This window comes from Acetatifactor muris, from assembly GCF_024623325.1.
GTDB lineage: Bacteria > Bacillota > Clostridia > Lachnospirales > Lachnospiraceae > Acetatifactor > Acetatifactor muris.
Genome location: NZ_JANJZD010000001.1, coordinates 64,441 through 90,939, shown reverse-complemented (window position 1 = coordinate 90,939; position 26,499 = coordinate 64,441). Strand labels below are relative to the sequence as shown.

Annotated in this window: 29 protein-coding genes; all 29 read right to left on the bottom strand. The window is 50.2% G+C overall.

All coding sequences use genetic code 11. The features are described from left to right. Nucleotides 1-5: 5 nt before the first annotated feature. The 29 genes from NSB25_RS00475 to NSB25_RS00330 all read right to left on the bottom strand — a co-directional run bounded on the left by NSB25_RS00475 (nt 6) and on the right by NSB25_RS00330 (nt 26,498). On the bottom strand, nt 6-2,018 hold the full coding sequence (locus NSB25_RS00475; protein WP_146040029.1) for a hypothetical protein: 2,013 nt from the start codon (nt 2,016-2,018) through the stop codon (nt 6-8). Between the two features lie 10 nt (nt 2,019-2,028). Beyond that, nucleotides 2,029-3,201 (bottom strand): acyltransferase, encoded by a 1,173-nt coding sequence (locus NSB25_RS00470; RefSeq protein WP_172455070.1) that lies wholly within the window; start codon nt 3,199-3,201, stop codon nt 2,029-2,031. Between the two features lie 122 nt (nt 3,202-3,323). Beyond that, nucleotides 3,324-4,703 (bottom strand): citrate/2-methylcitrate synthase, encoded by a 1,380-nt coding sequence (locus NSB25_RS00465; RefSeq protein ID WP_103239598.1) that lies wholly within the window; start codon nt 4,701-4,703, stop codon nt 3,324-3,326. A gap of 341 nt (nt 4,704-5,044) precedes the next feature. After that, nucleotides 5,045-5,875, bottom strand: a complete 831-nt coding sequence (locus NSB25_RS00460) for a DeoR/GlpR family DNA-binding transcription regulator (RefSeq protein WP_306817521.1) — start codon at nt 5,873-5,875, stop codon at nt 5,045-5,047. Nucleotides 5,876-5,968: 93 nt separating this feature from the next. Then, complete coding sequence (locus NSB25_RS00455) at nt 5,969-6,517, bottom strand: BMC domain-containing protein (protein WP_103239596.1); 549 nt, start codon at nt 6,515-6,517, stop codon at nt 5,969-5,971. A gap of 70 nt (nt 6,518-6,587) precedes the next feature. Then, complete coding sequence (locus NSB25_RS00450; protein WP_103239595.1) at nt 6,588-7,946, bottom strand: 4Fe-4S dicluster domain-containing protein; 1,359 nt, start codon at nt 7,944-7,946, stop codon at nt 6,588-6,590. After that, nucleotides 7,928-8,083, bottom strand: coding sequence for a hypothetical protein (locus NSB25_RS00445; RefSeq protein WP_172455069.1), 156 nt, complete (start codon nt 8,081-8,083; stop codon nt 7,928-7,930). The genes NSB25_RS00450 and NSB25_RS00445 overlap by 19 nt, the downstream gene beginning before the upstream one ends. Further along, on the bottom strand, nt 8,080-8,325 hold the full coding sequence (locus tag NSB25_RS00440; protein WP_103239594.1) for a EutN/CcmL family microcompartment protein: 246 nt from the start codon (nt 8,323-8,325) through the stop codon (nt 8,080-8,082). Before NSB25_RS00440 ends, NSB25_RS00445 begins: the two co-directional genes overlap by 4 nt. Nucleotides 8,326-8,415: 90 nt before the next feature. Continuing rightward, the gene (pduL, locus tag NSB25_RS00435) at nt 8,416-9,060 is read right to left on the bottom strand and encodes a phosphate propanoyltransferase (protein WP_103239593.1); all 645 of its coding nucleotides are present in this window, start codon (nt 9,058-9,060) and stop codon (nt 8,416-8,418) included. Between the two features lie 39 nt (nt 9,061-9,099). Next, nucleotides 9,100-9,381 carry a BMC domain-containing protein gene (locus tag NSB25_RS00430; protein WP_103239592.1) on the bottom strand — a complete coding sequence of 94 codons (282 nt, stop codon included), beginning with the start codon at nt 9,379-9,381 and terminating at the stop codon, nt 9,100-9,102. Between the two features lie 155 nt (nt 9,382-9,536). Beyond that, nucleotides 9,537-9,875, bottom strand: a complete 339-nt coding sequence (locus NSB25_RS00425; RefSeq protein WP_103239591.1) for a BMC domain-containing protein — start codon at nt 9,873-9,875, stop codon at nt 9,537-9,539. Between the two features lie 78 nt (nt 9,876-9,953). Next, nucleotides 9,954-10,229, bottom strand: a complete 276-nt coding sequence (locus NSB25_RS00420; protein WP_103239590.1) for a BMC domain-containing protein — start codon at nt 10,227-10,229, stop codon at nt 9,954-9,956. A gap of 103 nt (nt 10,230-10,332) precedes the next feature. Continuing rightward, entirely contained in the window at nt 10,333-10,647 is a 315-nt protein-coding gene (locus NSB25_RS00415) for a BMC domain-containing protein (protein ID WP_103239678.1), read from the bottom strand. 137 nt (nt 10,648-10,784) lie between these two features. Then, nucleotides 10,785-12,008 carry a zinc-dependent alcohol dehydrogenase gene (locus tag NSB25_RS00410; protein WP_103239589.1) on the bottom strand — a complete coding sequence of 408 codons (1,224 nt, stop codon included), beginning with the start codon at nt 12,006-12,008 and terminating at the stop codon, nt 10,785-10,787. A gap of 56 nt (nt 12,009-12,064) precedes the next feature. Further along, the gene (locus NSB25_RS00405) at nt 12,065-12,514 is read right to left on the bottom strand and encodes an HIT family protein (RefSeq protein WP_103239677.1); all 450 of its coding nucleotides are present in this window, start codon (nt 12,512-12,514) and stop codon (nt 12,065-12,067) included. A 66-nt stretch (nt 12,515-12,580) separates the two neighbouring features. Next, nucleotides 12,581-13,969, bottom strand: a complete 1,389-nt coding sequence (locus NSB25_RS00400; RefSeq protein ID WP_103239588.1) for an aldehyde dehydrogenase family protein — start codon at nt 13,967-13,969, stop codon at nt 12,581-12,583. Next, nucleotides 13,960-14,532: a GlcG/HbpS family heme-binding protein gene (locus tag NSB25_RS00395; protein WP_103239587.1), complete on the bottom strand. Its 573-nt coding sequence runs from the start codon at nt 14,530-14,532 to the stop codon at nt 13,960-13,962. The genes NSB25_RS00400 and NSB25_RS00395 overlap by 10 nt, the downstream gene beginning before the upstream one ends. Nucleotides 14,533-14,620: 88 nt before the next feature. Further along, on the bottom strand, nt 14,621-15,424 hold the full coding sequence (locus NSB25_RS00390) for a class II aldolase/adducin family protein (protein ID WP_103239586.1): 804 nt from the start codon (nt 15,422-15,424) through the stop codon (nt 14,621-14,623). Between the two features lie 192 nt (nt 15,425-15,616). Then, on the bottom strand, nt 15,617-16,069 hold the full coding sequence (locus NSB25_RS00385; RefSeq protein ID WP_103239585.1) for a EutP/PduV family microcompartment system protein: 453 nt from the start codon (nt 16,067-16,069) through the stop codon (nt 15,617-15,619). Nucleotides 16,070-16,111: 42 nt separating this feature from the next. Next, nucleotides 16,112-16,480 (bottom strand): BMC domain-containing protein, encoded by a 369-nt coding sequence (locus NSB25_RS00380; protein ID WP_103239676.1) that lies wholly within the window; start codon nt 16,478-16,480, stop codon nt 16,112-16,114. Between the two features lie 43 nt (nt 16,481-16,523). Beyond that, on the bottom strand, nt 16,524-17,321 hold the full coding sequence (locus NSB25_RS00375; RefSeq protein WP_103239584.1) for a glycyl-radical enzyme activating protein: 798 nt from the start codon (nt 17,319-17,321) through the stop codon (nt 16,524-16,526). Nucleotides 17,322-17,461: 140 nt separating this feature from the next. After that, nucleotides 17,462-18,268, bottom strand: a complete 807-nt coding sequence (locus tag NSB25_RS00370; RefSeq protein ID WP_103239583.1) for a nucleoside phosphorylase — start codon at nt 18,266-18,268, stop codon at nt 17,462-17,464. A gap of 38 nt (nt 18,269-18,306) precedes the next feature. Then, complete coding sequence (locus NSB25_RS00365) at nt 18,307-18,510, bottom strand: GNAT family N-acetyltransferase (protein WP_103239582.1); 204 nt, start codon at nt 18,508-18,510, stop codon at nt 18,307-18,309. Nucleotides 18,511-18,528: 18 nt separating this feature from the next. Next, entirely contained in the window at nt 18,529-21,054 is a 2,526-nt protein-coding gene (locus NSB25_RS00360; protein WP_103239581.1) for a glycyl radical protein, read from the bottom strand. A gap of 529 nt (nt 21,055-21,583) precedes the next feature. Next, nucleotides 21,584-22,288, bottom strand: coding sequence for an IspD/TarI family cytidylyltransferase (locus tag NSB25_RS00355; RefSeq protein WP_103239675.1), 705 nt, complete (start codon nt 22,286-22,288; stop codon nt 21,584-21,586). A gap of 10 nt (nt 22,289-22,298) precedes the next feature. Then, nucleotides 22,299-23,459 (bottom strand): hypothetical protein, encoded by a 1,161-nt coding sequence (locus tag NSB25_RS00350; RefSeq protein WP_103239580.1) that lies wholly within the window; start codon nt 23,457-23,459, stop codon nt 22,299-22,301. A gap of 554 nt (nt 23,460-24,013) precedes the next feature. Further along, nucleotides 24,014-24,295, bottom strand: coding sequence for a PD-(D/E)XK nuclease domain-containing protein (locus NSB25_RS00345; RefSeq protein WP_103239579.1), 282 nt, complete (start codon nt 24,293-24,295; stop codon nt 24,014-24,016). A 341-nt stretch (nt 24,296-24,636) separates the two neighbouring features. Then, on the bottom strand, nt 24,637-25,578 hold the full coding sequence (locus NSB25_RS00335; RefSeq protein WP_103239578.1) for a DMT family transporter: 942 nt from the start codon (nt 25,576-25,578) through the stop codon (nt 24,637-24,639). After that, nucleotides 25,575-26,498, bottom strand: a complete 924-nt coding sequence (locus NSB25_RS00330) for a choline/ethanolamine kinase family protein (protein ID WP_103239577.1) — start codon at nt 26,496-26,498, stop codon at nt 25,575-25,577. The genes NSB25_RS00335 and NSB25_RS00330 overlap by 4 nt, the downstream gene beginning before the upstream one ends. Between the last annotated feature and the right edge of the window lies 1 nt (nt 26,499).

Genomic DNA, 26,499 nt, shown 5'->3' with positions numbered 1-26,499 from the left:
TTTCTTTATCGATACACGGCAAACTTCCCGTTCCGGAAGCTCTCTTCATATCCCAGAGCATCCATAAACATCCTCAGCATGCTCCATTTGATATCTCCCTCTATCTCCCGGATTTTATTCTCCCCGGTGCTGAAAGCTTCCAGTGCCTTCTGACCGCCCTCTCTGTGCAGCGCGTAGAGGTTCTCCAGGATAATCACCGGTTTTTCCCTTTCCTTCTTCCTCACCTGTCCCTCCACCTGTGCAAGCGCATTTTCCATAATCTCCGAACTGTAGGAATCCAGATCGCTCCAGGAATTGAACGCCGACGGCATCTGCAGATAATAGGACAGTGAGGGAATGTCCCCATAGAGAATAACTTCTTTCCCCTCCAGTCCGTACTCATTCACATAAGCGCTGATCTCCTCCATCCACAGTGCTTTTTCCGGGCTCATTTTGATATTCTTCAGCACGGGGTTATTGTCTATGACAGTATCTGCATTCTGTATCCCGGTGGCCTCCGCAAACGCAAACTGCAGTCCAAAGCCGCCGAACTGAAACAGACACAGCGCCAGAAATGCCGTCAGAATTCCTTTGGCCGGAAAGCCGGAAAGGCACCAGCCCTTTTTTGTCTTTCTGTCTCCTGTATACCGAATAAAGCGCCAGCTTTCCCACAAAGTATAAGGCGCCGCCAGGAACAGATTGTTCATGCCGGGCAGAACACCGTTGTTGCTCCCAAGGGGTGTCAGCAGAATAATCAAAATCAGCATGCCGCTGATAAGCTTTTCCTCCCGGGGGCTGCTGTGCAAAATGCGAACAGCGGCAATGAACATGGTCAGCATCAGGAATATGGTGCCCGGGCGATAAACAGGGTCATAGCTGTAAAAATACAGGGAGCAAAACTCTCTGTTATAAAGCCACCCCAGTGTCGCGGCGCTGACACCCACCCAGAGGACTCTGACTCCCAGGTGCAGCACAAAAGCCATTCCCTTTGCAGCACCGGCCTCTCCTGTCTGCCTTCCGGCAAATAAGGCTTCCAGACGGCCCGCCAGTGCAAAAAGCACCATTCCGCCCAGCACAATCACCCCCAGGCGCCCTGCCCAGTACAGATTCTCCACATATCGGTCCAGACTTCCCCTGATCATGGAAATCGGCGTATAGTCAGCGGCATTTTCCGTCATGGCAAAAAGCCTCTGAATCCCCGCAGCATATTCCCCGATACCATATCGAATGTGAATGTAACTGAGAAGCACCACAAGGGCTGCCACATATCCCAGCAGGCACCAGAGAGTATGCTGAATGGTCCGCTTCCAGAACCCCTGTCCGCTTCCGCCGTCTTTATTGACTTTTTCAGTCAGTCCATTTTCTTTCGATATGCCAGTGCTCTCCTTACGCGTTTCCAGCCAGACTATGAAATCATAGGCCCAGACTGCCACAATCATGGCGGCCTCGGGCAGATTGGAGAACCGCACCAGCAGATTGCTTCCCAGCAGAATTCCCGCGAGAATCAGATTTCCCCTTTTCTCATTGACCAGTCCGGTATACAGCAGTATGGAAGCCCCAAGAAACAGCACATAGGTCAGATAGTTATACAGCAGTGCCGTTGGACACCAGCACAGACTGAGAGCAATCATTTCTCCCAGGAAGACAATTGTCCGCGGCATTTTCAGCTTTCTGGTACAGAAAAAATAGCCGCTCAACGCCAGCGCACCGGCAAAAAGTCCTGTATACAGATTCATTCCCGCCAGCGTGTCCCCATTGGGAAGCTTTGTCAGCAGATTTCCCACCACATTGGCCAGATAAGTGGAAAAAAGCCACATGGAGTCCATATGTCTGGTTCCCATATATTGGAAATTTGCATAGTTGTATCCTGTGTCCCACAGATCCAGTCCCCAGAAGATATGGCGCAGGGAATAAAAAAGCAGAATTACCACAAACAGATTCTCTGCCAGATCAGCCGGACGCCCCGGCGATACAGACTGATTTCTGACGACTCTTCCCGCGTCTTTCCTTCTATATGTCACAAAAAAATCCGTCTTCAAGAAATCTTCCTCACTCTCTGGCTTCCTTCTCCGGGACAAACAGCCCATCCACCCTCTCAAGCCTTTTCAGAAGTCCGCCATATGCCCGGAACTTCAACAGGCCTCTGTGAAGCAAATCAAATATTCCCTTCCGCAGCATGTCCACAAAAATGCCGCAGACAAATATCCCCAATACCGCTGCCGCCGTCCACAAAAGCAGTGTGCCGACCGCCCCCGGACCACCTTCCGCCATGGCCGCCGCTGCCTTTCCGGCCCCGAACCAGCTCTGCCAGGCATACCGAAATCCCAGATTCTCGTGAAGCAGATAGACTCCCAGGGTACAGGGACCAATTCTGCAGAACAGCTCCGCGCACCTGCCCTTAAGCTTCATCCGGGCAAAAGCGCCGAACAGTCCCACCGCCGCCAGGAACGGCAGAATATGATTGTATTCCAGGCACATCTTCAGCATTCGTCCCAGACTGCCCGTCCGCAGATACACTGCCCGCAGAAGAAATGTTCCCCCAAAGATCAGGAGACAGCCTCCCACATACAGGAAAAGGCAGTTTTTACTTTTTTCCAGAAAGGGAATCCCGAACCGCCTGATATATGCGGCGGTCAGGAAGACACACAGATACCACAGACAATCATATCCCATCCCGTCTGTCTCCAGGCGCAGGGGAAGAACACTTTTCAGAATACAGAATGTAAAAAGTAAAAGGCTCAGTGCTGCCTGCAGCTGCTGCCGGGTCATCCGCCCCGCCGCGGCCGCCACAAAAGGCAGAAGCAGATACAGGAACACATACGCGGTCATGAACCAGTAATGCCCCATGGAAATGGGAAAAACAAGCGTCAGCAGATAATGTGCGTCAAAATCGACTCCTGTCAGCACACCTGACAGCGCTCCCAGCAGGCCAACCCCCACAGAATACACCCACACCTGCAGCCAGAGCCGTATCAGACGGCTTACTTTAAAGGAAGAGCAGCACAGAAAGTAGCCGCTGATCAGCATATACACATTCACAGCCACAATGCAAAAGGCTTCCAGCAGCCAGGCAGCAACCGCTCCCGCTCCCAGCCTGTCCCCGGCCAGATCGGAGAGCAGCTCTCCTTTTCCCAGATAGTGCAGCACCACCACCATCATCATTGCAACACATCGAAGCATTTCCAGATTCGCCATCCGCCCCTGTTTCTTATCAGAATGCATTGTATACCTTTTCTCCTGCATGATACGCCTCGTTTCCATTCTGTTTCTCTGCAGCCAGCATCTCTGCAAAATAAATCAAGTCTCAATCCCGGTGACGTCGAGTATCCCCTCAGACAGGACTGTTATCTCTCATTCATCGGTATGTATTCCTGCTCCCGCATCACACTCTTATAGGCAGGACGGATAATTTTATCCATGTTTATCAGCTCTTCAATTCTGTGAGCACTCCATCCCACAATTCTGGCAATGGCAAATATGGGAGTGAACATTTCCAGAGGAATCTCCAGCATACTGTATACAAAACCGCTGTAAAAGTCCACATTGGCGCTTACACCTTTGTAAATGCGCGCTTTCTCCGCAATCACTTCAGGAGCCATGCGCTCTATCATGGAGTACAGCGCGAAATCTTTCTCTCTGCCCTTTGCAGAAGCCAGCTGATGCACAAATCCCTTAAATACCTGAGCTCTGGGGTCGGAGAGGGAATATACCGCGTGCCCCATGCCGTAAATCAGCCCCTTGCGGTCAAAAGCTTCCTTATTCAGAATCTTTTTCAGATAATCCCGCACCGCATCCTCGTCTTCCCAGTCGGACACATGTTTCTCAAGATCCTGCATCATTTCCACAACCTTGATATTCGCACCGCCGTGCTTTGGCCCCTTCAGGGAGGATAACGCCGCAGCAATCACGGAATACGTATCCGAACCGGAAGAAGTCACCACGCGTGTGGTAAAGGTGGAGTTATTACCGCCGCCATGTTCCATGTGCAGAACCAGCGCAATGTCCAGCACGCTTGCCTCCAGCTCTGTATAGCTTTTGTCCGGTCTGAGCATCATCAGAAGGTTTTCCGCCGTGGACAGCTTTCTGGACGGACGATGTATATACATGCTTTCGTCGTTCTGATAATGATTGTAGGAATGATATCCATAGACCGCCAGCATGGGAAATACACTGATCAGGTTCAGGCACTGCCTGAGCACATTCTCCACAGAGGTATCGCTGCAGTTCCTGTCATAAGAAGCCAGGGTCAGCACACTTCTGGTCAGGGAATTCATAATGTCACTGCTGGGAGCCTTCATAATCACATCTCTGGTAAAGTTCGTGGGCAGAGTCCTGTTGGCGGCCAGCATATCGCGGAATTCTTTCAGCTGCTTTTCATTGGGCAGATTGCCGAACAGCAGAAGATACGCCGCCTCCTCGAATCCGAATCGGGTTCCCCGAAATCCTTTCACCAGTTCAATACAGTCATATCCCCGATACCACAACTTACCTTCGCAGGGGGTCTTCACACCGTCCACCGTCTTGAAAGCGTCAATGCGGGATATGTTGGTAAGTCCCGTCACCACACCGTTTCCGTTCTTATCGCGCAGTCCCCTCTGTACTTCATATTTATCGAACATTTCCGGCTCAAGGCCATCGGCCTCTCTGCATAATTGTGCATAATCATTCAGGTACAATTCATTTTTCTTCAATAAAACACCCTCCTTTATCTGCCTGCAAGCCATCTGCAGTAATATTATTCACTCCTATCCATAACCTGTCTCTTTTATCTTATCTTTTTTTCATATGATGTGTCAAGAAAAATATAAATAATACTCGATCCCAGGTCATATGAATACAAAAAGACCGGTCTGTCACCCTTTTCAGGTCAATGCTCCGGTCCCTCAATGCAATATTTGAATGGGCAGCAGACAATGTCCGGCCCGTTTCCCGGCATTCTCCTCCGCCTTTGTTCACGCTTCCGCCGTGCCTGCTGCTTTTTTAATGCTGTCTGTTCCTACGGACATACTCTTCTGCCGCCATCGCCAGCTCCGGAAATTCCCCGCGCTTTTGAACCCATTTGATTTCACTGTCCATTTGAATCATACAGACACTCTATTCCATTCTCCGCGAAGTACTCCATCCATTGTTCATCAGGCCGTCTGTCCGTCACTACAATATCAATCGCCTGAAGCTCGCAGATTCGCGAAAACGCCACATTGCCGAACTTTGAGTGGTCTACCGCAAGAATCCGCTGTCTGGCTGACTGCAGCATGGCCTGCTTCAGTCGGGAAAGCATCTCATGGGCGTCTGTAACGCCTTTCTCCCTGTCCAGACCCTTACAGGACAAAATTACCTTATCCGCATTGAAAGAACGTATCACGTCCTCAGCCCTGGAACCGGTCAGCGTCAGATAATTCTCCCGAAGCGTTCCCCCTGTACAGATCACCTCCCAGCCGCTTACATCCGAAAGTTCAATCATCACTTCAATGGAACTGGTGATGACAGTCAGCTTCTTCCTGCTCTTCAGCGCCTTGACCACGGCCACTGCCGTGGTGCTGGGGTCCACAATAATATGTTCCCCCTCCTGAATCAGGCCGCTCACCAGAGCCCCGATTTCCTGCTTTTCCCTGCTGTTTCTCTTTTTGCGGACATTAAAAGGCATGTCCAGCCCCGCGTTCTCATTCAGTACCGCTCCGCCATAGCTTTTCACCGCCAGTCCCTGCCTGTCCAGTTTATCCAGATCACGGCGAATCGTTTCCTCTGAGACGTCAAAAAGAGCGCTCAGCTCACTGACCACTACCTTACGCTCGTCCTGCAGTTTTTCCAGAATCAGGTTTCTTCGCTCTACCGCCAGCATCTGACCACGCCCTTCCCTGTGCATTTCCATATCGTTTACATTCTCCTCCGGCCCCATCCTGTCTCCGGAATGCCTTCCATTCCCATCCGTCCCTTGTTCGCTTCTGCTCCGCCGGTCACGCCTTCTCCGGCTTCCGAAAAAGAAATGCCCTTATAAAATTGACCTGCAGATCTGGGGATCCGGATGGGCAATCACCGTCGAATCCAGATACATACCGCTCCGAGCCACACTCTCCCTGGCTCTGGCAATGGCTGCCTCTACCGCAGACACCTCCCCGCAGAGAAACACATACGATTTACCGCACATTCCCTTTGCAATCCGAAGTTCTATCAGTTCCACATCAGCCGTTTTCGCCGCCACATCGGCCGCCACAATAACAGCGGAGGCATCAAAGGTCTCCAGTATTCCCAGCGAGCTGATATGCTCCACATGAGTAGTTCCATAGATTGCAGGGAAAATGCCTTCGTGCGGATTGCCCAACACAAAGCTGTCTATCAGCTGCTCCCCAAACTGTACTTTTGCCGTATCCACCGCGGCGTCCACCGCGCTCAGATCTCCTGTGATCAAAGCTATATATTTACCGGGACATACCGTCTGTGCTTCCACCAGCTCCACAGCGGCTGTCTTCACCATGGCGTCCGCAGCCGTCACACCGGCAGATACTGTCTTAAATTCTATCATTCCCAACGCTTTGCCCATGTATGTGATCTCTCCCCGTTCTTTCACTGCTGTTGATATACTTCGGGAAAACTGTCATTTTGAAATGGATTTACATTCCTTTTATTTCCGTTTTCCGTATTGCAATATATTGCGCTGTCACTTCCTGTACGATTCCGTCCACAGAAGAATGAATGGCCACGCTCAGTCCTTCCGCCGGCCGGGCAATGCACTGCCCCGTTACCACCTGATCGCCTTTTTCCACTACAGGCACAGCCGGTGCACCGATATGCTGGCTGAGCATAATTTTTACCTTCTGAATCAACCCGGCTTTTCTCCAGCAGTCATCCGGCTGCAAAGGGGCCTCTGCCTCATACCTGGTCAGCCCCAGTCTGGCCTCAAGCCTCTCCTCCGGCGCCCTGCGATATTCTCTGCTCTGTTTTACCGGAACAGACTGAACATTCTGCGGCACTTTCACTCCCGCTTTCCGCAGCCCCAGCTTGTAGTCCGCAATCAGGCTCCTGGGCGCCAGTCCCTGAGGACAGGAAAAATTCTCGCACAGGCCGCAGGAACTGCAGAAAAAAGTATTCAGAAAGACATTGGTATCCTGAAAATCCCTGTTTGCTGCGCTGCGCATAAACTTATGGGGTTCTATGGGATGTCCCAGCGCATGACGGGGGCACAGACTCGTACAGGTCTCACACTGACAGCAGGCCGATGCCGCCCGCTTTAAGTCTATGGCCGGATTCCTGTTCTTCCTCTGTATCAGCGTATGACTTCTATCCAATACGATTACAGCATTTGTTGTTCTGGTCACCACGGCATCCCCGCTCATCAGATTCCCCATCATGGGACCTCCCACCAGAAATGCGGGTTCTTTCACCGTGATGTTTCCCGCATGCGCAACCACATCACGAAGACAGGCTCCCACAGGCACGCGCAAAGTCAGCGGCCGCTCTACTTCCCCCACCACCGAGACCAGCTTGTCTGTCACGGGAGTCTGCTCCTCCAGAGCCCGGTATACATTGTACACCGTCTCTACATTGAAGACAGCCACACCTTCCTCTATGGGAAGACCTCCCGGCCGGATTACCCTTCCTGTGGCTTCATAAATCAGCACCACCTCATCCCCCATGGGATATACACTGTCCAGCAGCTGTACCCGCATGGCAGGATAATCGTCTATATATCTGTCAATGGCCTTTAAGGCCGCTTTGTATTCTCTTTTAATGCCGATAATGGCTTCCCTGGCTCCTGTCGTCCGGGCAATTCTGTCAAATGTCCGCAGAATCTCTTCCGCCCGCTGCTCCAGAAGCTGCCTGTGCAGTTTCAGCAGCGGTTCACACTCGGCACAGTTCATCAATATGATTTCCGCCCGACTGTCCAGCTTCGCGTAAGTGGGAAAGCCTGCGCCTCCCGCGCCGACCACTCCGTTCTCCCGCAGAGCCTCTTTTAAATCCTGTATTTCCATACTTTATTCTCCGACAAATTTCCCCGCATCATTTCTCTGCCGCTTTCACAGATATCCTTTACGGCAGCTCCTGTCCACCCGAATCCCATGTGACTCTTTTTCGGTTCGGCGCTCTCTTCTCTGCATTCCCGCTTCACTCATCTACAATTCCCACAATCGCCGCATCCACAGGCACATTTTCCATTCCCACCCGGGCGGCGCTTCCCGTTGCCACCAGCACCGTCTCACCGATGCCCGCACCGATATTGTCAATGGCCACAAAACGGGCAGCCCCTGCAGTCATCTCCTTCAGAGGCTCAATAATCATAAATTTATTCCCCACCAGCTTCTCACTTTTACGGGTGGAAACAATACTTCCCACTACCTTCCCTATAATCATGGTATGTATCTCCTGTCACAGCAGTTTGCCCCGGCAGAAGACCGCCGCGCAAACTGCTCTTCTGAAAGCGAACGGATGGACCGCTGCTGTCTAACGAATAATCGTCACCCTGTCTCCGGTCTTAATCTTGCTGGCATTTGCCTCGTCCGTGTCGATATGCATCTCCAGAGTAAAGCTGTCATTCACGCGGATTTTTACCTGGTTGAAGACCGTTCCCCGCTCATTATCTGCTCTAACCGACACAATATCTCCGTCATGAACCCCGGCTGCCGCCGCATCTGCCGGTGACATATGAATATGTCTCATGGCTATGATACAGCCTTCCTTCAGGTAGATTACTCCTTTTGGACCTACCACCGCCACCGGCGCGCTTCCGGCGATATTGCCGGACTCTCTGACAGGAGCGGCCACACCCAGCTTCATGGTATCCGTGGCAGATATCTCCAGCTGGGATGCCTTCCTGACAGGCCCCAGAACCCGCACATTCTCAATGGCCCGCAGTTTCAGACCCACCACGGTTACAGTCTCATTGCAGGCATACTGTCCGCCCATCAGGTCCTTTTTCTTCGTCAGATGATACCCTTCCCCAAACAGAGTCTCCACATGCTCCTGGGTCAGATGGATATGCCTGGCGGATACGCCCACAGGCACCTGATAGCCATTCGACCTCTCTTCCATCCTGCCAATGGTCTCGAGCACCATCTGTGTAATCATTTCAACTGTCTGTTGTTCCATGCTGTTCCTCCGTTTTCCCGGGACAGTGAGAGTTCCCTTTTACATCGTTACATGGGGAAGAATCATTTCCACATCGTTATGGGGTCTGGGGATTACATGGGTGGCTACCAGCTCGCCCAGTTTGGAAGCACTTGACGCGCCCGCTTCCACGGAAGACTTTACCGCTCCCACATCTCCGCGCACCATAACCGTTACCAGTCCGGAGCCGATCTTCTCGGTACCTACCAGACTTACATTTGCGGCCTTGCACATGGCGTCCGCCGCCTCAATTGCCGCTACCAGACCTCTTGTTTCCACCATTCCCAATGCTTCCTGTGCCATATTCTGTTCTCCTATTATAGTTCCGCAATGCGCGTGTTCTTCGCGCTATGATGTCCTTCCAGTGCCCCTCCTGGGAAGAATTCCCGGCCGCTTTGGCGGCCATAAATTCTTCCGGGCACTGTTCAGGCATACTGCTGTTTTAAGTTCCGCAATCCCTACACTTCCTGGATTGTCCGTTCGTCAAGCCCGGCGGCGCCCGTTTCCCGGCTCATGAATCTGCTGGCGCTCAGCTCCACCAGTCTCATGATTTCTTCGTGGGGATTGGCGATGATACCGCTTGCCGCAGGCTTCTTAATCGCCTTTCTGGAAGCAGTCTCCACCGCCTCCGTCACAGAGGCCACATCACCTTTTACCACGATGGTGACGAGTCTTCCGCCCAGTTTTCTCTCCCAGGTAGCCAGTTCCACGCCGGAAGTCTTGCACATAATGTCCAGTGCGTCCACAGCGGCGACCACACCCGGGATTTCGATAAAGCCTAATGATGTATTGCCCATTGACCGGCTCCTTTACCTGTGTTTCTCCTGTTCAATGTCGAATCTATCGCATTCGTTCCGCTCTGTGGAACAGCTGCATTAAATCTTCGGCAGAATCTTCTCCACATCCGAATGGGGTCTGGGAATCACATGGGCTGCCACCAGTTCGCCCAGTCTGCTGGCCGCTGCGGAACCGCTCTCTACAGAAGCCTTGACAGCTCCCACATCCCCGCGCACCATAACCGTTACCAGTCCGGAACCGATTTTCTCGGTGCCCACCAGCGTCACCTCCGCCGATTTGGTCATTGCATCCGCAGCCTCAATAGCTGCTGTCAACCCTCTTGTCTCTACCATTCCCAATGCTTCCTGTGCCATAATGTTCTCCTTTCATCTCCCATGATTTCATGGGATTTCATTCTGTTTTTCGTCTGATTTCTTTATTTGTTTTTGTAACAGTTCGTGCAAATCCCCCGGCTCCTCAACTTTTGTCAAAAGCACTCAGCTTCAGCATTTTTTCCGTATCGCCTGTGGGTCTGGCAATGATATGCCGCTGTACCACACCGGTCAGGGACTTCGCCATGTTCTCCCCGGCCTCCATAGCGGCTTCCACAGCCGCCACACTTCCCCGGAATTTCACCGTCACCAGTAACGGTACCGGCAGCGAATCCGCATTTGCCGGCTTGTTCTTGTCAAAGGTCTCCAGCCTGACATCCGCCGCTTTGCAGCCGGCGTCCGCCGCAAGAAACGCACAGGTCAGTCCGTATACCTCCAGAAGTCCTACCGCTTCTTCCACAGCCTTTTTCTCTTCCGCAGCCTTTTTCTCTTCCGGAAGCCTTTTTTCTTTCGCTGTTCTCTTTCCTTTCACAGAAGGCTTCTCTTTCCCGAAAGTTTCCTTTTCCATGGACCTCTCCTTCCGTTCCTTTCCCGTTTTCACTGCTTATTGATGATTGCTATCTTCAGCCCCTGCATGGCCAGATTGGTCTTCAGCGCCTGGTTGATCTCCTCCAGCGGGTAGGTATGGGTGATCAGTTTATCTATGGGAAGGCCGATTCTCTTCGCACTTTTCAGGAACTCAAAAGTAGTGGCATAATCCCGCAGAGTATACACCCAGCTTCCCACGGTGGTAATTTCCTTGGAACAGATATCAAAGTGCGGGTTGATGGTAGCATCTCCGCCATTGATAAAGAATCCCAGCTCGCAAAGTCCGCCTCCGTTGCGGATAAATTTGTAAATGTTGGAATGCCCTGCAGGGGAACCGGTACACTGGAATGCAAAATCCGCCAGATGTCCCTGGCATTTCTCCTGTACTGCCGCCGTCAGAGCCTCAATTCCTTTATGCTCTTTGAAATTCACGGAATCGGAAGCGCCCAGCTCCTTCGCAAAATCCAGACGTTTCTGCTCCCCGTCCACCGCCACGATTCTGTTGATACCCATTGTACGCAAAATTGCGATACAAATCAAGCCTATGGGGCCACATCCCTGTACCACCACGTTGCTGTTGAAACGAAGAATTCCCGTGCTCTTTGCCCGTTCCACCGCGTGAATCAACACTGCGCAGGGCTCAATCAGCACCCTGGAGTATAAGTCAAGGTCACTGACATTGAATACGGTGGAGCCCTTTCGAATCAGAATATAATCGGAAAACCATCCGTTCAGATGGATATCGTCATCGGGAAGGAGACCGTACACATCGGCGCCTCCCACATTCTGCCTGTTCAGATCGAACATGGTGATATCCGGATTATCCTTGAAAATCATACAGGTAACCACCTTGTCTCCGATTTTCAGATCCTTGCCGGCGCTGTCCTTCTTCACGTTTTTCCCCATCTTCACAATTTCTCCGGTACCCTCGTGTCCGAGAGCCACAGGAATCAGCCCGAAGGGATCTCTCTTGAATTCATGGGCATCCGTGCCGCAGATGCCGCAGCCCTCCACCTTTACCAGAATGTCTTCGTCACCCACTTCCGGCATGGGAAATTCCTTTACGTCAAAATGTTCCAGAGCTGTAAGCATCGCCACATGTGCTGTCTTTGGTATACTGCCTTTTACCCCACCGGCTGCTCCGCTGTTCTCTCCGGAGCCGGGGCTTACCACACCGGACATACTGGCCAGCACCTGTTTCACAATCTCTTCTATCTGTGCCGTATCCGCCATTTTTATTCTCCTCTCTGTTTGTTGCTTCTGCCTTCCGCACTGCTGTCGGCTGCCTGCTATTGTACACTGCCCAGGATTTTATCCAGTTCTGCATTCAGGCGCGCCTTTAAGTCATTTAGCTCCTCCGGAGAAGGCAGATATTCCTCCGCCACCAATTCCTGCCCTAACTGCCAGACAGGTCCTCTTGTAGGCACATCCCCTTCTCTCCTGGGAAACAGATGCCAGTGCATATGGACGCCGCCTCCTGCACCCAGAAGCTCATAATTCAGTTTATCGGGCTTGAAAGCCTTATAAACAGCCTCCGCCACAACCGCCATCTCATGCAGGAATTCATCTCTGAAGGAAGGTTCCAAAAAATGCAGCTCCGTCGCGTGCTCCCTGCAAAGAAATACGGTATATCCCTTAATCCTCTGGTGGTCACCAATGACCACATATCCCGTATGCAATTCCCTGACAAAGTATGGGTTCTTCCCTTCCTTAATCCTGTCAATTCTTTCGCAGACCATACAGTTCTCCACAGGCATGTTCCTTTCCGTTTCTTTTCAGATTGTTTTGAAAAGAACACTTCCGTTTTACCGGATACACAGGCTGTCCGACATAACGCAGCGTCTGCTCTTGGTAAAGGACTTTGTGCTGGTCAGTCCCTCTCCTGTGCGGCTGGCAATGGTAAAGGTACAGTAGCCTTCTCCTCCGAAGCCCAGAGCCGCGTAGGAAGGCGCGTTTTTCACCAGAATCGCCGTGTCAATTTCCCTTGCGTATTTTGTAATGTTGTCTATGTTCTTAGAATGAATATGTGCGGAATGTCGATTGCCATGCTCCAGCCACACAGCTTTCTCAATGGCGTCGTCAATATCCCTGGCCCGAACCACACCCAGAATGGGCATCATCAGTTCCTCCGCAATCAGCGGGTGCTCCTTCTCTCCCTCGAAGACAATGCAGCGGATATTGTCAGGCACCGTTATGCCGATCATGCCCAGCAGCGTTTTCGCATCCCGCCCCACACATTTGCGGTTCAATCCTTTGGGTGTGAGCACGGTGGCTGTCAGTCGGTCCTGCTCTTCCTTTGAAATCAGGTAGCAGCCCTGTTCGGATATCATATAATGCATCAGCTCGTCCGCAATGGATTCCACCGCCACAATTTCCTTCTCGGCTATACAGGGAAGATTGTTGTCAAAAGTACAGCCGTTTACAATGTCCTCGGCAGCCTTTCTGATGTCCGCCGTTTCGTCCACCACTGCCGGGGGATTTCCTGCCCCGGCACCGATTCCTCTTTTTCCGGAGGAAAGTACCGCTGTCACCACACCCGGGCCTCCGGTGGCCACAAGCAGCGGAATGTCTTTATGCTTCATCATAATACCGCTGGTCTCCAGCGTGGGCTTTTCCACCGTGCACGCCACATTGTCCGGTCCTCCTGCCTCCAGAGATGCCTCGTTAATCATATTCAGGGCAAAAATGGAAGTCCTGATGGCCTGGGGATGTGGATTGAATACTACGGTATTCCCTGCTGCAATCATACCGATGGAGTTACAGATAACGGTCTCGCTGGGATTGGTACAGGGGGTAATGGCACCGATGACTCCAAAGGGCCCCATCTCAATCAGAGTAAGGCCTCTGTCACCGGACCATGCGGTGGTTTTCAGATCTTCCGTGCCCGGCGTCTTGTCTGCCACCAGCTTATGCTTTAATATCTTATGTCCCACATTGCCCATCCCTGTCTCGTTTACGCCCATTCTGGCAATGATTTCCGCATTTTCATGGGTTTTCCTGCGGATATTGCTGATAATCTGTTCTCTCTGGTCCAGAGACATTCTTCGAATGACGGCCTGGGATGCTTTCGCGGCCGCAATGGCGTCATTCATATCCGTAAAGACACCATGCTTCCCGCCCGGTGCTTCCGCGATCTGCATTTTCGCCACTACTTCCTGTACAATGTCCTGTACCAGATTCTCATTTATAAGCACAACTGCACCTCCTGTTCCACACTTTTAAATATATCTCTGCCATATGCCGCCAGCGCCGTGTCCTGCTGTGCACTTCCGCCGCTGACCCCCAGCGCTCCGACAATGATTCCTTCCCTTTGCAGCAGCTCGCCTCCTCCGAAGATAACAATTCGTCCCCCGTTGGTAAACTGAATGCCGTACAGGCTTCCTCCCGGCTGACTTAAAGTCCCCAACTGTTCCGTGGACATCTGAAATGCTATGGATGTATATGTTTTGTTCAACGCCACATCGAAGCTTCCCGCATAGGCCCCGTCCATACAGTGGACAGCCACGGGTCTTCCGGAAGCGTCCGAGACGGCGGTGACTACACGCATATCCCACTCTGCCGCCTTCGCCTCAATTTTCTCAATCAGCTTCACAGCCAGCCCAAGGGACATGGCAGTCCGAGGTGCCACCGTCCGGTGCTGTACTCTGCCGGCAACCGTCGTGTCCGGTCCGTTTCCCGTCCCGCCGGCATGGCTTTGCATATTCACTGTTCTCTGCAGAACTTCACGGACAATCGCCTCTATCTCGCTTCTTTCCATATATTCTCCTGCCTGTTTCTGCGCTGCCTTTTGCGCACATGGGGTTCTCCCGAAGATTTCCCAGTCCGCTCTTCAGCACCGGGAAGCTTTATTTCCCCAGCTGTTCCAGCACCTTCCTGGTAATCTCAGCCACCATATCGGCAGACACAGACGTTTTTTCCCTGCTGCCGCATCCGCCTCCACAGGTATGGCAGCTGGGCTTGCCCTCTTTTGCATTGGGGCAGAGGTTGGCCGGATGACGTCCCTTCATGCCGAACTGTCTTCTGATCTCATAGAGGTCTTCCACCTGCTGAGGGGTAAACTCCTTGGGGCCGCCCAGCATTCTGGACTGGTAGAGAAGCTGTGCATAGAACTCAACGGACTCCATTTTCAGATAAGCACTGAGCAGGGAATCGGAATAGGTCAGCGCACCGTGATTCTCCAGAAGTACCGCGTCAAAATACTGTACATATTCGGAAACCGCGTCGGGAATCTCCATGGTGGAAGGTCTGCCATACTTTGCAATGGGCACACAGCCCAGCGCAATCACCGCCTCCGGCATAATCGGCTGGGTCAGAGGAATGCCTGCAATGGCGAAGCTGGTGGCATACACGGGATGTGCGTGCACAACACTTCTCACATCAGGTCTCTCCTGATATACTCTCATATGCATTTTGATTTCAGATGAAGGTTTGAAATTACCGTTTGCCTGAAGTACATTGCCCTGTGCATCCACTTTACAGATGTATTCCGGGGTCATGAATCCTTTTGACACACCGGTGGGAGTGCAGAGAAATTCGTTGTCGTTCAGCTTCACGGAAATATTGCCGTCGTTTGCCGCAACCATGTTCCTGTTGTAGATTCTCTTGCCAATGTCACATATCTCTTTTTTGATTTCGTACTCGTTCTGCATATTGATTCCTCCTGAATTTAGTTCCGCATCATCAAGCCCAGTACCATGTCCTGCGGAGAAGCTCCGGCCGTTTCCCGGCCGTTTCTTCTCCGGGCACTGGACCTGCTGATGTTGTTTTTAGTTCTGTACCTGGCTATATTATAAGCCTATCCACCACACAAGTCAACATTTATATGTTGATTTATGTCGTTTTTATTCTGTTTCTGTGGTTTTGTTCTTCGACTGGTTCAGATAAGCCAAAATCGCTTCCACACCCTCTCCGGTTACCGAATCCACAGAGAAAATATCTCTGCAGCCGGCATTTCGAAGCCACAGCTCCGCCAATGGTACATTGGCCTTCGGGTCATTTATTTTGGTGATAATACCGATAACGTCCCGGTTCACCACGCAGGTAATGTTAGGCGGAAACAGCGTATGGGGCTCTGTGGCCGCCACCAGCAGTCCCACCACATCCGCCTCGTAAGCATACAGAGCCAGGGCGTATCCCAGGTGATGTGTCTGCGCATATTCTCCCGGCGTGTCAATCAGAATGTCCCCGTAATGAATATACTGGGTTTTCTCATACTGTATTTTTTCCTTTAACAACGCCTGTTTTAAAGTAGTCTTTCCGCTTTCGCTGCGGCCCATAAGAATCAGTTTTTTCATGCCGGCTTCACCACGTCATCGGTCAGTTTTCAATGCGGCCTGTCAGGTCCTTGTAATCCCGCACACCGTATAATTCAGCGTATTTTTTACATAGTCAAGTATGGCCTGCTCGGAGGCTTCCACTTCTGACACCGTTCCCGATATTATCAGAGAACCGCTGAAGCGGTCCACAAATCCCAGATCTATGGCTGCCGCCTTCATGGCCACATCCGCCATGATGATGGCTGTCTCCGCAGGAGATACTGTCAGAATGCCGATGGCGGCCCGGGCGTAATTCACACTGGGATCCAGTCCCAGTTTCTCATATAAAATCGGGTCAGGACTTGCAATAATATGAGCCAGCGTAATCTGCTTGCCGGGCACCAGTTCCTGCACAATCCTCTGTTTTTTTCTGTCGTCAAGCCAATCCATATCTTTTCCTTTTCCTCCACTGCCGGAAATTATGATCAATCCTTTAACCGCCGATATGACACCGAAGTCCCGAACTTTTTTCCGCTTCCCTTTTCAACAGTTCCATATGCTCCGCCTCCGGCGGCAGGATGTCCGGCATCTCATAGACTCTGCCCAGGCCTTCGTACTTATCCTGTCCCAGTCTGTGATAGGGAAGCAGATAAATCTCCTCTACCCCGGGCAGAGAATCCGCGAACCGGGCAATGGCTCTGATTTCTTCGGTTGTGTCGTTAAAAGTGGGAATCACAGGCACCCGGATGCCGAGTCCGGTCCGCCCGGAAGATGCGATTTTCCGCGCATTTTCCAGCATCAGTTCATTTCCTTTCCCTGTAAAGCGTTTGTGTTTCCCGCTGTCCATATGTTTGATGTCCATAAGGTAATGATCCAGAAAGGGCAGAATCGCTTCAATGACCTCCCATTTCGCACATCCCATGCTTTCCATGGCAGTATTGATGCCAATGGCCTTCGCCCCGTGAAGCAGATCCCTGGCAAATTCCGGCTGGCACAGGCTCTCGCCCCCGGAAAGGGTCAGACCGCCGCCGGACCGGTGATAGTAAGGCCTGTCCTTCTCCACAGTCTCCATGACTTCCGCCACCGTCACATCACGGCCGATGATTTTCGTCTTCCCCCGGACTTTCATCTCCTGGATACGATACTCCTGGGATTCCGGGTTGCAACACCATTTACAACGCAGCACGCAGCCCTTCAGAAAACATATGGTGCGGATCCCTGTTCCGTCATGGATAGAATACCGCTGAATGTCGAATATTCGTCCTTTTGTCTGCAAATAATCTGTTGTCATTTTTTATCCTCATACCGCCAACTGCACACTGAAGCCCTGCCGCTACTTTCCTGCCTGAAATGCAAAGCTGCACAATCTTCCGGCGGACCTGCTTTCGTCACACCCTGACTGCTCATCGAACTGCCGCCCGCATACCCGCGTCACAGCATGCACAGAGCCTCCATGGCAAGGTAAAACAGTCTCTCCCTGGCCGAAACATTATTGTTCCAGTCTCTGTCGTCATAATCTTCCGCATCTCCTGTGAGAATATCCCCGCTGTAGAGCAGCTGCCCGAAGACCTTCCCCCGAAACTGCGCGATGGCTGCCATGGCGGCGCACTCCATTTCCACGGCCTTACAGCCCTCTTCCCTCCGGTAAGCTACCATTTCTCTGGTCTCCCGGTAAAAGCCGTCTGTGGACCAGGTGGCACATTCTATGTAGGGAATACCGTGCCCTGACAGAACTTTTCGAAAGCATTCTATGGGGCCGGACTGCAGCTCGATAAACCGTGCGGGCGGCAGATATTTGTAGGAGGCTCCCTCGTCCCGCAGGGCCCGCACAGGAAGAATCACGGCTCCCTCCGGGATATCATCCAGTACCCCGCAGCCTCCACAGCAGACAATCGCCTCCACCCCGCAGCCATAGAGCATCTCCGTCATCATGGCGATGGATCCGGATGCCACTACTGCCTGTACGGCACAGATTTCCGTTCCGTCCACAGTAAATCGGTACACATGGAAATCCTTCATTTCAGACACATAGGTTCCTATCTTCTCCCCACCATATCTCTCAACCGCCCCGGCAAGGACTTCTTCAAAAAATGTCACCAGGCAGAGCCTCGGAAATCTCTCGAACCCGCCACTGTCCTGACCGTCTCTGTCTGATTTGGATGCGTCTCTGTCCGGATTGATGACAGCTTTCCTCTCTGTGCTGTATTCTAAAATCGGATAGTCGTTTTTAATAATCATTTTATCTGCTCCTACTCCTGGTGGCTTTTTGTACCATCTCACTGGTTCAAGTCAAATACAAACGCATTCTTTCTGATACCCATAATCAGACTGTCATGATAGATTCCGTCCTGAAGTTCTCTCTCCGGTACCACAAATAAATCTCTGAAACCACATTTATGATAACACCGAACGGCCCTTACATTATGGATTTTGGTCCCCAGGATTGTTTTCCCGCACACATTAGTCTTCTGTATGGCCATATCTCCTTCGCCCCTATTCTACAACCCCTGTTCCGTCCTGCGGATAATGTCGTCCTGCAGGGATTTGGAAAGGGTGGTAAACAATGCGCTGTAGCCTGCCACCCGTACTACCAGATGGGCATATTTTTCCGGGTGGGCCTGTGCGTCCAGTAGTGTCTCTCTGTCTACAACGTTAAACTGCATATGGCTTCCCTTCTGATCGAAATACGAGCGAATCAGTGCCACAAAATTCTCCAGCCCCTTTTCGCCGCTGAGGGCCGTGGGATGGAATTTCTGGTTGAACAAAGTACCGTTGGAGGCAATGCCATGGTCCAGTCTGGCCACGGAATTGGCCGCCGCAGTAGGCCCGTTCACATCCCTGCCCGCCGAAGGAGACACCCCATCCGCCACAGGTGTATGTGCCAGCCTTCCGTCCGGTGTGGCTCCGGTCTGGGCCCCCAGAGGCACATTGGCCGAAACGGGATACAATCCCGCCTGGAACTGTCCGCCTCTGGGATTCCGATAATTCAGCAGCGGTCTAGTATATGTATAGGCCACGTCTCTTGCGAACAGATCCACCTCTTCATCATCATTGCCGAATTTGGGAACTGCCTCGATCATGGCCAGCAGTTCTTCATATTTTTTCTTCTCCTCCGGGGACGGTTCTGTCTTCATCACAGTCTCAATCATCTCTGCAATCTGGCCCTCGTCCACGTCCATGCCGCTCCGTGCCATCTCCCGGACAATCTCCGTGACAATTTCCCCTGCGCTGACGGCGTCAAATCCCTGCCCGTAATTCATGGCCAGCGCCCTTTTGTACTCCGCCAGCGTCACCTTTTTCTCGTCAAATACCAACTTTTTGATGGCATAAAGAGAATCTGCCATGTTGGCGATGCCGAAGCCCTGAGGGCCGGTGAAATTATAAACGGCACCCCCTTCCTGCACCGACTTTCCTCTCCTGATACAGTCCTCCACCATGCAGGACAGAAAAGGCAGAGGACAGCGGACGGCATGGGCCACGTCAATGGCATTGTCCGCATTTACCAGCAGAGATATGTTGTAATTCATCTGCTTCTTATAGGCATCATAAAATTCCTCGAAGGTGGTCATATCCTCCACGCTGCCGGTCTCTATACTGATCTTCTCTCCCTTATCCCACCCGTTGGAGAATACCAGCTCCAGCGGACGGCACATATTATAAAATGCCGCGTCATGCCAGCCTTCTGTCTTCCCGGCCTTCTGCGGTTCCACACACCCGATGATATTGTACTCCCTGGCATCCTCCAGGGTCAGTCCCCTGCTCAGCAGAGATGGGATGATTACCTCATCATTATAATAAGCCGGCAGTCCGATACCCGTCCTGGTCAGATCCGCCGCCTTCAGCAGCAGCGCATGGGGCGATTTGTTCCATACCCGGATGGAGAGAGAGGGCTGAGGCAGAAATACGTGCTTCGAGGCCGTGATACACATAAAGGAAAGATCGTTGGTCACATCACAGCCGTCTTTATCCTGGCCGCCTACAATCAGGTTCTGGAACAGGCTGTATCCCGCAAAGCCTTCCGCGCTGGCGGCATCTCTGCACTTGTTCAGGTCATTTAATTTTACCCAGATACAGTCGATCAGCTCCTGCGCAGACTCTCTGGTCAATTTCCCGGAATCCAGATCGTTCTTATAGTAAGGATACATATATTGGTCAAAACGGCCCGGTGAAATAGAATGCCCGCTGGATTCCAGCTGCAGCAGCTGCTGGACGAACCAGAAGCTCTGACACGCCTCATGGAAGGAGGATGCGCCATATGCAGGCACCTGGCGGCAGTTAGCCGCAATCTGAAGGAGCTCCTGCCTCCTTCCCGCCTCCGAACAGGCAGACGCTTCCTGCTCCGCCAGCTCCGCATAGCGACCGGCATACCGAATCACAGCCTCACAGCTGAGAATGGCTGCCTTCAGGAACTGACTTTTTGTACAGTAATCACCGTCCCCCGGATTACAGCGGTCCAGCTCCGCCTGAATTTCGTCAATGATGCCTCTGTAGCCCACAGCCAGCACCTTGTCATACTGAACGGTAACATGGCCTACCCCATTATAGAAATAATTGCCCGGAGTAAAAATGTTATGTTCTATGGCCTTCTTCGTCTCTTCCGTCATCAGCGAAGTAGCCAGCTCACTGGTGGTCTTTCCCTCCCAGTAAGCATCCGCTTCCAGCAGTTCCCGCTTTGTCTGTTCCGCTATGTAAAAAGGATCCGCCTTACGAGTTTCCACTGTGTCAAACTCGGCTTCCAACCACTTATAGGAGAATTCCGGATAGGTCTGACAGCCTCTGGGCGCAATGGTGGTACTGCCCACAACCAGCTCCCCGTCTCTGATGATAATGGGAATATGGTCCAGAATATGGGCAAACGCCAGCGCACGTCGCATGATAACAGGCTTGTCCTCCGTTGCTTTATAGGATTCCGTAATCAGCCTGGCTCTTGCAGATTCGATTTCGGGCATTTTAGCGTATAAATGCTTCACCAGCCCGGGGATTCGGTCTGTTTTGGGAATTTCTTCTGTGAAATATTTTGCCATTGATACTCCTTTCCGGATTGTGTCCGATCTGCTTTCTTCCTGGGGACCGTAAGGAAATTATATGGCTGGCCCACACAGTTACAGCAACAGATCTCTTACAAGCCTGTCGGCCATAGCTGCAATATCCTCTGAATTACAGTCAGTTACCTGTTACCGTTTGCTGGCTATTGGCTGCTGACTACACTAGTCTTCCCGCAGGCTTTCTGTCTTTGACTTATCATTTACTTTCAGATACCAGTATATTCTTATATCATTGGAATGTCAATAAATCTTACATCTCTTTTATAACTTTTTCTGTGGTTTTGTTTTGATTGTTGTTGATTTCAATTTAATTGATTTAGATTATATATGCATGCGCATCATAAAAACAGTAAAAAGATATGTGGCAGAATCCCTTTCGGAGCTGAAGAAGTGAACTGATGACTACTGATAAAGCCGCCCCGAATGGAATTCTATATTTTGCCGCTCTGCGTAACGTCAAGTCAAATTATATCGCCCGAATAAGCCAGCCCCGCATTTTCAAGCCGTTTTACCCCTTTCTATCTCTCCCGCGAATCTCTCGAAACCGTTCCAGATCTCCTGGCGTGGTAATCTTGAAATTCCCCTCATCACCTGGAATCATGGCAATGTCCATCCCGGCCATAACCGCAGGCTCCGTGGAACCGTTGATCCGCAATATGGCATCCGGCAGCAACCGCCTGTTCGCCACATAATATTTCCCCAGAAGAAATACCTCCGGCGCCTGCCCGGCGAAGACAGCCCCTCTGTCCAGAAGGGAAGTAATGGTTTTTCCGTTTTCACTGCAATAAACCGTATCCTTCATCGGCAGGACCGGAATCGCCCCTTCATGCTCCTCTCCGGCTCGGAGACATTCCGTAATCATCTCCTCTGAAAGCAGTGGTCTGGCCGCATCATGAATCAATACATAATCCATGTCTGCCGCATACTTGCGGATATCTTCCAGGCCATGTAAAATGGAAAGCTGTCTATTTGCTCCCGGCAGAGAAAATCCTCTGAACTTTTCCCTCCCGGAAAGCTGCGTCGTCCACTGTGAAATATCCTCCTGCCATACCGAATCGGCCACAATCTGGACCGCATCTATCTCTTCATGTGCAAGTAATGTCTCCATACAGTAGGAAAGAATCGGCTTCCCACCCACCTCCAGATATTGCTTCGGAATGTCTGTACCCAGTCGAACTCCCGTACCTCCGGATAAAACTAATGCTATATTCATGTTTGGTCCCTCATGTGCCTTTGGCAAATCTGTCATAGTATACGACAGCTTTTTCCTCTGTCAAATGAAAAAGCCGCTGAAGCTTGCCTATACTACGCTCTCTTGGGATCTGCTCCTCCAGATTGTCAAGAATCAAAGCTTTAATTCCTTCTTCCTGCAATTCTTCCCTGACTTCATCCTTTATTTCCGCTCTGACCTCATCCTTTATTTCCGCTCTGACCTCATTCTTTACTTCCGCTCTGACCTCATTCTTTACTTCCGCTCTGACCTCATTCTTTACTTCCGCTCTGACCTCATTCTTTACTTCCGCTCTGACCTCATCCCTGATCTCTTCTCTGATTTCATCCGCAATACACTGTCCCAGTCCTCTCACCTGCTCTGCCTCCTTCCATAACTCTTTATTTCCTGAAAAATCAATATATTCCGATATTGTCTGCATGAAATCCGCTTTATGCGGATACATAATCGTATTCAGAAACCGCAAAAGCTCGTAGCTTTCATCTCCCCTTTCCCCATCGTATACTTTGTCTCCCAGCCTGATAATGACCAGTGTCATTAAATCAAAGTTTTCTCCCGGTACTTTGTTGCTTCCTGTATTTTTCGTATTTTGGATACCATAGAAAGAAATACTGTAACGCTCTTCCTTCGGAATATCATCCCGACAAATCCAGATACTATAGCATTTCTCCAAAGAGCCGTAATCCGTCTGTTCCGTAATCAACGAAAGCTGAGAAGACAGTTGCCTTGCCAGGTAGTATATTCCTCTCTTTTCTATGGGATAGCCAGGATGATATGCCTTCTGTGATTCAAAGTCCACACGAAGATTTACCAGAACCTTCTCCGCGGAAAGCTTTGGATTCTTTGCACAAAACAAAAGGTCAAAATAAGAAACTTTCTCATTCAGCTGTGCAAATTCTGCATTGTCTCCTTTCACCTGGCTGTTCGTCCTTCCCGAAGATATTTCAATGGTCTCGGACATGGAACCTGCCTCTATGAACTCCATAATTTCTTTTCTACTATATCCTTTGTACTCTTCTACGGTATCCTGCAGTATAATGGCCAATACTTCCTTATTGTGCAGAATCATTTTACTCTGGGCATCCAGCCCGGCCATATCTTTCGTAAGCTGCATGGCACTTAACATCTCCATGCTGCCGCCGATTTTGTTCATTCCCTGTCCTCCTGATTCCTTTCCGCATCTGTCCTTCGACGTGCGTCATCAGCGTTTCTCTCCGAACCCTGGTTTTTGGGGGCCATTCGTCAGTTAACACACAGCTGACTCATTACCCTCGGAAATAAATCCGGCCATGTTCCAAACAGATGCTTTCATACAGGAAAGATTCGTGCCTTCCTGCTGTGGTCTGTAAATTTTATTCTGTCAAATATGGGATTTACCTGGCAAGAAGTCCGAATCGACAGAAGTCTCACTTCACAAGACTTCTATTGTCATGAATTACAGAAAAAGCCGTCATCAGCTTTCAGATTTATAATAGAATTCAAATTTCTCTGCCTGACAATACCTTAACACAATTCAGGCAGGATTGCAACAAAAAAGACTATAAAAAATCCTTCAAAAACGAGACAAAAACAGGCTTCAAAAAAGACGAAAATGCTTCGAAATTTGCCGTTTCAAAATTCCTTCAAAATTTGCATGAAAATTTTACATGAAACGGCAAATTTTTCTTCTAATTTCCTCTGCTCTGTGGTATAATAAATCTATCATATTCAGGGCAGAAACATTTGACCTGTTTTACAAAAGATAAAGCTGTCCTGAATATGATTTTCTCCATAGGCCTCAAAAATCTCCGGATAATTCCTCTCCCTGATCTGTTCAAGCGCCTTTCTTGCCCCCTTGTTCCCTTTCAACTCCACAATGATAACCGGTATGGCAGAACCTTTCTTTGAAACATACACTATGTCCGCACGGCTGGTTCCTGACGGCAGCTCCTGAATTTCCTTATATTGCTGGATACAACTTAGATAAGCAAAACGGATAACGCTTCTCAACGACTCATATGTTTCCGTTTTAGCCCAGTATTCTCCATAACCGAATTGGGATTATAAACCGATCCTGCTGCACTGAAAAAGTAGCCGTCATACCACCTCTTTGCCTCATGTAAATCCATATCATATCGAAAACAAAGTTCCCGGACTTCCTCCTCTGTAAAACCCACATATTTAATAGCCTTTCAAGATGGCTCTGTATTTTCATGTCATTATGGGCACAGGCCGCACAAGGTACAGATCTCCCCGCCTGGGATATGAGTCCTTGTACCATGAATCAGAAACATTCGCAAGAAGGTGGGGCAGAGTAAATATCAGCCTGCTTTCCCTCTTTCTGTTTTCAACTACTCTTTTCGAAATAGTTCCTTAAAGTCCGCCGCTGCCAAAATACCACATATAATAACGATTATCGAACATCCAGTCGTTACAGGTGTCAAAATGCTTTTATCTCTGAAAATCAGTACTGTAAACACAATAGCCCACGCAGAATAGGAAACGTTCAGTGCCATCGCTTTGGAAGCCCCTATTTCTGCAATTGCCCTATAATAGAACAGATAGGAAATTGTTGCAAACAGCGCCGCAAAAGCAATCATCACAAGCAACCATCCTGTGTCCCCCGTAAACAGGTGTATGGTAAATCCCCAGCCTCTCAATGTTGGTAAAATGACAATACCATATACAAGTGCAGATGTAGTCTGACGAATCTGGAGTGCATATTCATCCTTCACTTCCGGATCCTGCAGACATCTCGCAAGAATCACGGCTTCAATTCCCCAGCCAAAGGCACACATCAGTGCACCAATCACACCGAAAAAGAAATTCGACATTGCCAGATCAGGTGACCAGCTCAGTCCATATACTCCCAGTAAAGTGGCAACCAATAATATCCAACGATACCACTGCATTTTTTCTTTCAGGAAAAAATATGCCAGAACAGCTCCGATTGCCGGAAAGATTGCACTTGCCACTGCTCCAACAGAAGCTCCCATATAATTGACAGCCAATACATACCCCGTCATACCCACCGGTCCTCCTATGATAGCGGCAAGCACTACAAATTTTCCGCTCTTTGTCTGCAGAGCCTTCCATACGTCATACATATTTCTTCTCAATCCATTATAGAATCCCGCCCAGACAGCGGAGCAGGCATCATGCAGAAATGTACTTACAAACGGGGCAAGAAAAATAGCCTGTTCCGATGACACAAATGGTGTCATTGCCAACGCCGCTCCCAGAATGACTGTTTCAAGAGCCCATGTAATACCTGCCAGTATGCCATATCTCATAATGATAATTCTTCCTCCGACTTATATTTAAAATATTCTTCTATATTTTTCTTTAGTCTGATGTATCTCTCAACTGCCCAATCCTCCATAGGCTGTCCATCATATGGCACTCTCGCTTTCGCCCACAGAGTCCATAAATAATCCACATAAATTTTACTTGCCAGGAAATGCTTTCTGATGGAATCAGTAACTACTCCATCAAAATAACAATGCAGGAGTTTTTCATCCGTTTCACTATTATAGCCCGCCTCAATGGAAACATCGGCCAAATCCCACATGGCATCATTCATACCCGCGTATTCCCAGTCAATCAGATACATTCTGCCGTTTCCATCCACCACCCAGTTTTCGCACAGTGCATCATTATGACATGGAACCCTGATAATTTCACACACAGCATCGACCTCTTTTTTTATATCCATAACAGTTGACTTTATCTGAAGATAGTCATTATACATAGGTACTTCATTCTCTGTAATAATCCTTTCATATCCGGCAGCCATGTCGAACACCTCAAAATAAATTCCTGTATCCTCCCCGCATGTATGTAACCTTTTTAAAAGCTCTGTCATCTGAACAATACGGGATTCCTTTTGCAATTCCCCTGGGAACATGGTAATCGCCCCCATAATGTATTCACTTACCTTCGCCCCATCTTCTCCAAAGTGTAAAAGTCTTGCATCTATATTCAATTTATTCGCAAGTGCCGTACTGACGTTCTCATTTTTCCTCACAATCAGTTCTTCCGTACCTTCACCAGGAATTCTTATTACATATTCATTTTCATCGCCCAGCACCACATGATATGTACGATTTGTATTACCACCCAGCCGCCAAATTTGTATAAATGACTCACCCAACACTTCTCTGCATAAATTGGCCACCTTAGGTAAGTCTTTGTCGATAACCTCTTTTGCCATT

Coding starts and splice junctions, on each gene's coding strand:
- NSB25_RS00470 (WP_172455070.1), bottom strand. CDS start 3,201: ATGCATTCTGATAAGAAACAGGGGCGGATGGCGAATCTGGAAATGCTT.
- NSB25_RS00465 (WP_103239598.1), bottom strand. CDS start 4,703: ATGGCTTGCAGGCAGATAAAGGAGGGTGTTTTATTGAAGAAAAATGAA.
- NSB25_RS00460 (WP_306817521.1), bottom strand. CDS start 5,875: ATGGGGCCGGAGGAGAATGTAAACGATATGGAAATGCACAGGGAAGGG.
- NSB25_RS00455 (WP_103239596.1), bottom strand. CDS start 6,517: ATGGGCAAAGCGTTGGGAATGATAGAATTTAAGACAGTATCTGCCGGT.
- NSB25_RS00450 (WP_103239595.1), bottom strand. CDS start 7,946: ATGGAAATACAGGATTTAAAAGAGGCTCTGCGGGAGAACGGAGTGGTC.
- NSB25_RS00440 (WP_103239594.1), bottom strand. CDS start 8,325: ATGATTATAGGGAAGGTAGTGGGAAGTATTGTTTCCACCCGTAAAAGT.
- pduL (WP_103239593.1), bottom strand. CDS start 9,060: ATGGAACAACAGACAGTTGAAATGATTACACAGATGGTGCTCGAGACC.
- NSB25_RS00430 (WP_103239592.1), bottom strand. CDS start 9,381: ATGGCACAGGAAGCATTGGGAATGGTGGAAACAAGAGGTCTGGTAGCG.
- NSB25_RS00425 (WP_103239591.1), bottom strand. CDS start 9,875: ATGGGCAATACATCATTAGGCTTTATCGAAATCCCGGGTGTGGTCGCC.
- NSB25_RS00420 (WP_103239590.1), bottom strand. CDS start 10,229: ATGGCACAGGAAGCATTGGGAATGGTAGAGACAAGAGGGTTGACAGCA.
- NSB25_RS00410 (WP_103239589.1), bottom strand. CDS start 12,008: ATGGCGGATACGGCACAGATAGAAGAGATTGTGAAACAGGTGCTGGCC.
- NSB25_RS00405 (WP_103239677.1), bottom strand. CDS start 12,514: ATGGTCTGCGAAAGAATTGACAGGATTAAGGAAGGGAAGAACCCATAC.
- NSB25_RS00395 (WP_103239587.1), bottom strand. CDS start 14,532: ATGGAAAGAAGCGAGATAGAGGCGATTGTCCGTGAAGTTCTGCAGAGA.
- NSB25_RS00390 (WP_103239586.1), bottom strand. CDS start 15,424: ATGCAGAACGAGTACGAAATCAAAAAAGAGATATGTGACATTGGCAAG.
- NSB25_RS00385 (WP_103239585.1), bottom strand. CDS start 16,069: ATGAAAAAACTGATTCTTATGGGCCGCAGCGAAAGCGGAAAGACTACT.
- NSB25_RS00380 (WP_103239676.1), bottom strand. CDS start 16,480: ATGGATTGGCTTGACGACAGAAAAAAACAGAGGATTGTGCAGGAACTG.
- NSB25_RS00375 (WP_103239584.1), bottom strand. CDS start 17,321: ATGACAACAGATTATTTGCAGACAAAAGGACGAATATTCGACATTCAG.
- NSB25_RS00370 (WP_103239583.1), bottom strand. CDS start 18,268: ATGATTATTAAAAACGACTATCCGATTTTAGAATACAGCACAGAGAGG.
- NSB25_RS00365 (WP_103239582.1), bottom strand. CDS start 18,510: ATGGCCATACAGAAGACTAATGTGTGCGGGAAAACAATCCTGGGGACC.
- NSB25_RS00360 (WP_103239581.1), bottom strand. CDS start 21,054: ATGGCAAAATATTTCACAGAAGAAATTCCCAAAACAGACCGAATCCCC.
- NSB25_RS00355 (WP_103239675.1), bottom strand. CDS start 22,288: ATGAATATAGCATTAGTTTTATCCGGAGGTACGGGAGTTCGACTGGGT.
- NSB25_RS00350 (WP_103239580.1), bottom strand. CDS start 23,459: ATGAACAAAATCGGCGGCAGCATGGAGATGTTAAGTGCCATGCAGCTT.
- NSB25_RS00335 (WP_103239578.1), bottom strand. CDS start 25,578: ATGAGATATGGCATACTGGCAGGTATTACATGGGCTCTTGAAACAGTC.
- NSB25_RS00330 (WP_103239577.1), bottom strand. CDS start 26,498: ATGGCAAAAGAGGTTATCGACAAAGACTTACCTAAGGTGGCCAATTTA.